This window comes from Pseudomonas sp. NPDC087639 (genome assembly GCF_044743385.1).
In the GTDB taxonomy this organism is placed as follows: domain Bacteria; phylum Pseudomonadota; class Gammaproteobacteria; order Pseudomonadales; family Pseudomonadaceae; genus Aquipseudomonas.
In genome coordinates, this window is record NZ_JBIUWI010000064.1 from 4,998 (window position 1) to 12,300 (window position 7,303).

The 7,303-nt window shown below is 56.8% G+C and carries 4 protein-coding genes and 1 pseudogene; 2 read left to right on the forward strand and 3 right to left on the reverse strand.

What is annotated here, in order from left to right; all coding sequences use genetic code 11:
• From ACIOVB_RS22000 to yaaA, 3 genes and pseudogenes are all read right to left on the reverse strand, one after another.
• A pseudogene (locus tag ACIOVB_RS22000) lies at positions 1 to 1,415 on the reverse strand (glycosyltransferase family 2 protein); the annotation flags it as partial.
• Positions 1,416 to 1,513: 98 nt separating this feature from the next.
• Positions 1,514 to 2,830 (reverse strand): nucleotide sugar dehydrogenase, encoded by a 1,317-nt coding sequence (locus ACIOVB_RS22005; RefSeq protein WP_187676867.1) that lies wholly within the window; start codon positions 2,828 to 2,830, stop codon positions 1,514 to 1,516.
• Between the two features lie 811 nt (positions 2,831 to 3,641).
• The gene (yaaA, locus tag ACIOVB_RS22010; RefSeq protein ID WP_401271349.1) at positions 3,642 to 4,421 is read right to left on the reverse strand and encodes a peroxide stress protein YaaA; all 780 of its coding nucleotides are present in this window, start codon (positions 4,419 to 4,421) and stop codon (positions 3,642 to 3,644) included.
• 265 nt (positions 4,422 to 4,686) lie between these two features.
• Between yaaA and ACIOVB_RS22015 the strand changes: the two genes are divergently transcribed.
• Together ACIOVB_RS22015 and ACIOVB_RS22020 are read left to right on the forward strand one after the other, a co-directional pair.
• Positions 4,687 to 5,811 carry a polysaccharide deacetylase family protein gene (locus tag ACIOVB_RS22015; RefSeq protein WP_401271352.1) on the forward strand — a complete coding sequence of 375 codons (1,125 nt, stop codon included), beginning with the start codon at positions 4,687 to 4,689 and terminating at the stop codon, positions 5,809 to 5,811.
• 337 nt (positions 5,812 to 6,148) lie between these two features.
• A partial coding sequence (locus ACIOVB_RS22020) for a PhoH family protein (protein WP_401271355.1) occupies positions 6,149 to 7,303 on the forward strand: 1,155 nt, incomplete at its 3' end.

Here is a 7,303-nt window from a genome sequence, read left to right on the forward strand (position 1 = left end):
CAGGTTTTGAACAAAATTTTAAAGCTGGAGTTATCACGGGTCAGGGAAGTGGGTTGGCGAGTCCAGGATTGTTGGTCGAGGCGGAAGAACACATAGATCTTCACCAGCGCACCGACGATCTGGTTGTAATAAAGAATCGCCGGGTAGGCCGGGCCGATCCGGTGAGCGGAGCAGGACAACAGCAAGGTCAGAATCAGGCGGGTGATGCCGATCCACAGCAGGTAAACCAGGATGAACGCGGTGCCGTACTTGAAGCTGGCGATGATCGCCACGGTCAGACCTAGCAGCGACGTCCACATCGACACGCGCTGATCGAAAAGCACCACCGAGGTGAAGGCGCCGAGGCGTTTCACACCCAGGCCCAAGGCGCGGGAGTTCTGCCGCAGGTTGTTGCCGTACCAGCGGAACATCAGTTTGCGACTGGCCTTGATGAAGCTCTTTTCCGGCGGGTGTTCAACGGTGTTGATCGCCGCGTCAGGCACGTAAAAGGTGTCGTAACCGAGACGCATCAGGCTGAACCAGCTCGACTTGTCGTCGCCGGTCAAAAACTTGAATCGGCCCAGACGCCAGTGTTGCAGCGAGTCGCTTTCCACATCGGCGATGAATTCCGGGTCGGTCACCACGGTGGCACGGAACACCGACATGCGCCCGGTCATGGTCAGCACGCGCTTGGACAGGGCCATCGAGCACATGTTGATGTGACGCTGGGCGAAACGCAGCTTGTGCCATTCGCTCATGATGTAGCCGCCGCGTACTTCGCAGAACTCGTTGGTGGTCAGGCCGCCGACATTGCCGAACAACTGGAACCACGGCACGGTCTTGCGCACGGTGCCTTCGCCGAGCACGGTGTCGCCATCGATCACGGCCACTACGGCGCGGTCGTCTGGCAGGTGACGGGAGATCGCACGGAAACCGTAGGCCAGGCCATCACGCTTGCCGGTGCCGGGAATGCGCACGAAGTCGAGTTTGACTCGCTCAGGCGGATTCATCCGTGCCCACAACGCCTTGACCAGCAGCTCATCGGACATTTCCACGATCGAGCAGACCACGGTGGTCGGCAGTTCGCAGTCGATGGCTTCGCGGATCACCGAGCTGTAGACCTGCGCAGTGGTCAGCGCGTCGATACGGAAACTGGTGACCATCAGAAACACATGCGACGGATCTGCCGCTTTACCCAGCTTGCGCACTTTACGGCGCAGGTGCGGGTAAACGATGTAGAGGAAAATCATGCCGCGCACAAAGTGCGTTGCACCCATCGAATAGCGCCAGATACCCACGGCGCCAATCAGGAAAATGAAGTCCTTCGACTCGGAGTCGAATGTGGACGTGGGCAGCATCAAGGCCAGGCCCATCAGCAGACTGAGATAAAAAAGCCAGCCGGCGGATTGCAGAAAAAAATGTTTGAGCTTGGTCATCAACGTCATCCGAAGGTGAGAAGGCTTCAAGCCGCAAGCTTCGAGCTGCAAGCGAAACGCTTTGGCTGGCAGCTCGAGGCTTGTCGCTTAGGGCTGCGTTACCAGCAAATGCCTTCGGTGCGCGTACCGGCGTCGGTGGCTTTGGCCATGAAACCGACCAGGTCGATGACCTGTTTGCCGTGCGGTGCTTGCTGAGCCAGCGCGCGGAATTTCTCGTCGCGGTTGCCGAGGATGATCACGTCGGAGTTGTTGATCACCGAATCGAAGTCCGCGTTGAGCAGGGACGACACGTGCGGGATTTTCGACTCGATGTAGTCCTTGTTCGCGCCGTGAACACGGGCGTACTCGACGTTGCTGTCGTAGATGCTCAGGTCGTAACCCTTGCCGATCAGCATTTCTGCCAGCTCGACCAGCGGGCTTTCGCGCAGGTCGTCGGTGCCGGCCTTGAAGCTCAGGCCGAGCAGGGCGACTTTGCGTTTGTCGTGGCTTTCAACGATGTCGAAGGCGTTCTGCACTTGCGATTCGTTGCTGCGCATCAGCGAGTTGAGCAGCGGTGCCTCGACGTCCAGGGAACCGGCGCGGTAGGTCAGGGCACGCACGTCTTTTGGCAGGCACGAGCCGCCGAACGCGAAGCCCGGGCGCATGTAGTACTGGGACAGGTTGAGGGTCTTGTCCTGGCAGACCACTTCCATCACTTCACGGCCATCGACGCCGACCGCTTTGGCGATGTTGCCGATCTCGTTGGCGAAGGTCACTTTGGTCGCGTGCCAGACGTTGCAGGTGTACTTGATCATCTCGGCGACAGCGATGTCCTTGCGGATGATCGGCGCGTCGAGTTCTTCGTACAGCGATTGCAGAACGTCGCCCGAAGCCTTGTCGAACTCGCCGATGACGGTCATCGGTGGCAGGTCGTAGTCGGCGATGGCGGTGGATTCACGCAGGAACTCAGGGTTGACCGCAACGCCGAAATCAACGCCAGCCTTCTTGCCGGAGCAATCTTCGAGGATCGGGATGACAACGTTTGCGACAGTGCCCGGCAGTACGGTGCTGCGCACGACGATGGTGTGGCGGGTGGATTTTTCACGCAGGACAAAACCGATCTCGCGGCATACCGCTTCGATGTAGTTCAGTTCCAGGTCGCCGTTCTTTTTGCTCGGTGTACCGACGCAGATCATCGACAGATCGGTGTCACGAATCGCCTCGGCGAAGTTGGTCGTGCCACGCAGGCGACCGGTCTGAATACCCTGTTGCAGAAGTTCGCCCAGGCCCGGTTCAACAATCGGCGATTTACCGGCGTTGATCATGTCGATCTTGTCTTTGGCAACGTCGACGCCAATCACGTCATGGCCCCGTGCAGACAGGCAACCGGCACACACTGCGCCAACGTAACCCAAACCAAATATGCTGATGCGCATCGCAATTACCTCTGTATATATCAGGCCGTTAGAGGGCCGGAGTTAATGGTGTTCAGCGTTCATTAGTGCACTCGAAAGTGCGGCATACAGGCGCCACAATGCCGTGTGCAGGCATACTAAGTTTCGAGTGTCTAAATAAGTGCACTCAAGATGTGCGCAACCAGGCTTTGTTGTTATGACTTGCCCTGTTTTGCAGCCAATCTTCATGTCTGAAGATCTTGGTGCAGTCGTTTTTACGCGCTTGATGTCAGGTAGAAGCCTTTAAAATCAAGCGGTTGGGTGCTCAGGCGAGCACGTTTATAGGGGCGCGGTCATGGCCTTGCAGGGGATATTAATGGTGCGTATCTCCTGTCCATCAAGTTGTTTTCAGACTGGTTAGTCATCTAGGCAAGTTGCTGTGACAACTTGGTTACATGACTATCGACCCTGCGTAAGTTATCTCGTACAAACTCGGCGAGAATCGTTACCGGTGGTATGAGCTATGCATTTGGACGAAGTTCCTGCCCGCTCATCGCGAAATCTGAAATTTCTTGAAATATTGTCCTAGATGGCACTAGTCTCAATTTGATAGCACTTTCGTTTTCGACCTTTATTAACAGGCGAATAATCACATTAGATAGTTTTGTGCCACTACGGTGAAAAAATTTAGGTGCCACTACTGAAAAAAAAGATCAGTGTCGAGTGAAACTAATATTAGAAAAGATGGGGATGTTTTTTTGACGCCATAAAAATGGCAAAAACAGGCGGGGGATTTTTGACATCGTGCGACCTGCACGACTCTATATAGAAAGAGTCGTGCAACGGGCATGCTTTATTCGGGGGCGTGGTCGCGCAAAAACACCAGATTGTCCGGTTTCGACTGTTCAGCACTGTAGCGATAACCCTGAACATCGAACTGCTTGAGCTGGGCTGGATCGTTGATGCCTTCCTGGATCACGAAACGGCTCATCAAACCACGGGCCTTTTTCGCGTAGAAACTGATGATCTTGTACTGGCCGTTTTTCAGATCCTTGAAGTCGGCATTGATGATTCGCGCATTCAACGCGGTGCGTTTGACAGCAGAAAAGTACTCGTTGGACGCCAGGTTGAGCAGCAAATCATCGCCTTGCTCGGCCAATGCTTCATTCAGCCATTCACTGATGCGCGTGCCCCAGAACGCGTACAAATCCTTGCCGCGCGCGTTGGCCAGTTTGGTGCCCATTTCCAGGCGATAGGGTTGCATCAGATCCAGCGGGCGCAGCAGGCCATAAAGGCCCGAGAGCATGCGCAGGTGTTTTTGTGCGTAATCGAAATTCGCTTGACTGAAGGACTGGGCGTCGAGACCGGTGTAGACGTCACCCTTGAATGCGAGCAGGGCCTGCTTGGCGTTTTCCGGGGTGAAGGCTGGCGTCCAGCTGCCGAAACGTGCGGCGTTGAGCCCGCCGATCTTGTCTGAGACGTGCATCAATTCGCTGATCTGCGCTGGCGACAGCTCACGCAATTGCTGAATCAGCTCCTGAGAGTGGTCGAGGTATTGCGGCTGGGTGAAGCGCTCGGTCGCCGGCGGTGTTTCGTAATCGAGGGTCTTGGCGGGGGAAATCACCATCAGCATGAAGTCGTCTCCTTTAATCGTGGGGGCGATTCTAGGGGGTTGTCGGTGTTGACTCCAGCTATCAAGTCCATAGGTGATCGACGGCTGGCCCCAATCCCCCGTGGGAGCGAGCCTGCTCGCGAAAGCAGTGCATCAGTCGACTTCTATGGCGGATCTGAATCCGTATTCGCGAGCAGGCTCGCTCCCACATGGGAATCTGTGTTGCTGAGGGAACTGTATGGGATCAGCTATAGTGCCGCCCGGGTTTTGTTACGGAGACATCCCATTGCGCATTGTTCTTTTATTCACCGCGTGGCTATTGAGCTTAGGTGCCGTTGCGGCGCCGGGCGATGTGGCGACGCTGGATCGCAGTACCTGGCCGGAGCAACTGAGCAGCCCTACGCTGTTCGACGTGGCGTCGCGGGCGGAAATCCTCATGTTCGCCCGCGGTCTGCTGGGCACCGAGTCGATGGACGAAGCCGCCCTGGCCCAGCGCCTGGGGCTGCGCACGGTCAATATCGACGCGGTTAATAGCCTGCGCCAACGGCTGTGGCAGCGTCTGCTGGCCAACTACAACTTCGCTCAGCAGAGCTGCGATCAGGACGCCTCGTTCTGCTTCCTCGTCGAAGACTTGCCGACTCTGCGCGAGCAAGCCGCCAAGTTCGTGGTCAGCGATGACAGCTATTACACCAAGTGGGCCGAGCCAAGCCGGATCTTCCATTTGCTCTATCTGGACGAGTTGATGCGCAAGGCTGCGCTTTCGCCTCAGAACAGCAACGAATTCGATCGTTTTGGCGACTACGAGCGCAACGGCGAGGAAATGCATGACCGGCTGTTTCTGCTGACCTTCGACAGCGCCGCCAACGTGCAACCGGACAACACCGACTGGCTCACCGAGTACCTGCGCAAGGCGAACATGAGCGGCACGTTCTTCATGCTTGGCAAGGATATTCAGGCGCGGCTGGGTGACCGTTCGGTAAGCAACCTGCAAGCGGCGTTTTCGCAACAATGCGTCGGCGTGCAGGGTTGGGAGTTCCGTTCCCACAGCCATTGGCAGGACTGGCAGGACTCGGTGCGGCGCAGCGCTGATCTGGTCAGGAACAAATTGCCGGAAAACTACGTGCCGCTGTTCCGCCCGCCGGATGGCCAGCGCCGCAGTGACGCACAAGGTTTCTTCAATAGCCAGGGTCTGCAAGTGGCGTTGTGGGACATCGACGCCCAGGATGGCGCGGGCAAACTCAAGGGGCCCCAGAGCGCGCAGCGGGTGCTGACCCTGATGCTTTTGTGGCGCCATGGAGTGATCAATTTCAACATGAAGCAGGATGCGGTGAAGACCGCGATGCCGTGGCTGATCACACAAACTGCGCAAAGTGGCATCGGCTGGGAGGATTGTCAGGACGCGTTTCGCTGAGAAACGGCAAAAGCCCGGAAACATTGGGCTTGGGGTGATTTTTTTGGAGGTTTCGGTGCAGGTGGACTTCCGACTCTAACGGGGGCAGGGCGGTCCGCCAAGGGCTTTTCGTCACTTTGCAAAATAAACTTAAAAAAACCGTCAAAGTGCTTTTTTATGTCATGGGTTTTGGAGTATTACGAAGACAGACCGCCGAAACCTGCAACACAGGTGGCGTCTTCCAAGACCCGTTTGTTTGCAGTCACTTGAATCTCCGCAGGTGAGATTTCGGCAGTCACTTCGAGGCGCAGCACCGCCAAGGTATTGCGTCTACTGGCTCTGACATAGGTGACCGAGTATGGATGATCACGGACGTAGCCCTTCCTCCAACCAGCCAATCCTTTATGTACTCGATACCAACGTATTGATTCACGATCCAAACGCCCTGCTTAATTTCGAAGAACACCACGTCGCGATCCCGATGACCGTGCTTGAGGAGTTGGACAAGCTCAAGAGCGGGCATCATAGCGTTGCCGCCGAATGCCGCCAGGCGATCCGGCTGATCGACAAGACCCTGGGTGACGCCTCCCCCGAGGACGTCGAACTGGGTGTGCCGATCCAGCGCGGCAAGAGCGGGCCGAAGGGCTTGCTGTCAATTCTGATGAGCAAAAAGGCCGAGTCGAACCTGATTCTGCCCGAGCACCTGAACGACAACAAAATCATCAACCAGTTGATCGACCTGCACACCCGTGATCCGCAGAAAGCTGTGGTGCTGGTCACCAAAGACATCAACATGCGCCTCAAGGCGCGCGCCTGCGGGATCGCGGCCGAGGACTACAGCACCGACCAACTGGTCGATGACGTGTCCCTGCTACCCAACGGCTACCACAACATGACCGGTTCTTTCTGGGACCGCGTGAGCAAGGTCGAAACCCGTCAGGACCACGGCCGCACCTGGCATCAGGTGCAACTGATCGACAACCTTCCGGCGGTACACATCAACGAGTTCATCATTGACGAACAGGGCTTTGTCGGCTGGATCAAGGAAATCCAGGAAGACAAACTGCTGATCCTCGACCTGCATCAGGAACCGCTGCTGCACCAGGAAGCCTGGGGCCTCAAGCCGCGCGACATCTATCAGAGCCTGGCGCTGTACGCACTGCTTGATCCGGACATCCATCTGGTCAACCTGTCCGGCGCTGCCGGTTCCGGTAAAACCATTCTGGCGCTGGCCGCTGCGATCGAGCAGACCATGGTCAGCAAGCGTTATCGCCGCATCATCGCCACCCGCAGTGTGCAGGGTCTGGATCAGGAGATCGGCTTCCTGCCGGGCACCGAAGCGGAAAAAATGGAGCCTTGGCTCGGCGCCATCACCGACAACCTCGAAGCCTTGCACATGGATGACGAAAACACCCATGGCAGCGTCGACTACATCCTCAGCAAAGTGCCGTTGCAGTTCAACTCGCTCAACTACAGTCGCGGTCGCAGCGTCCAGCAGAGCCTGATCCTGATC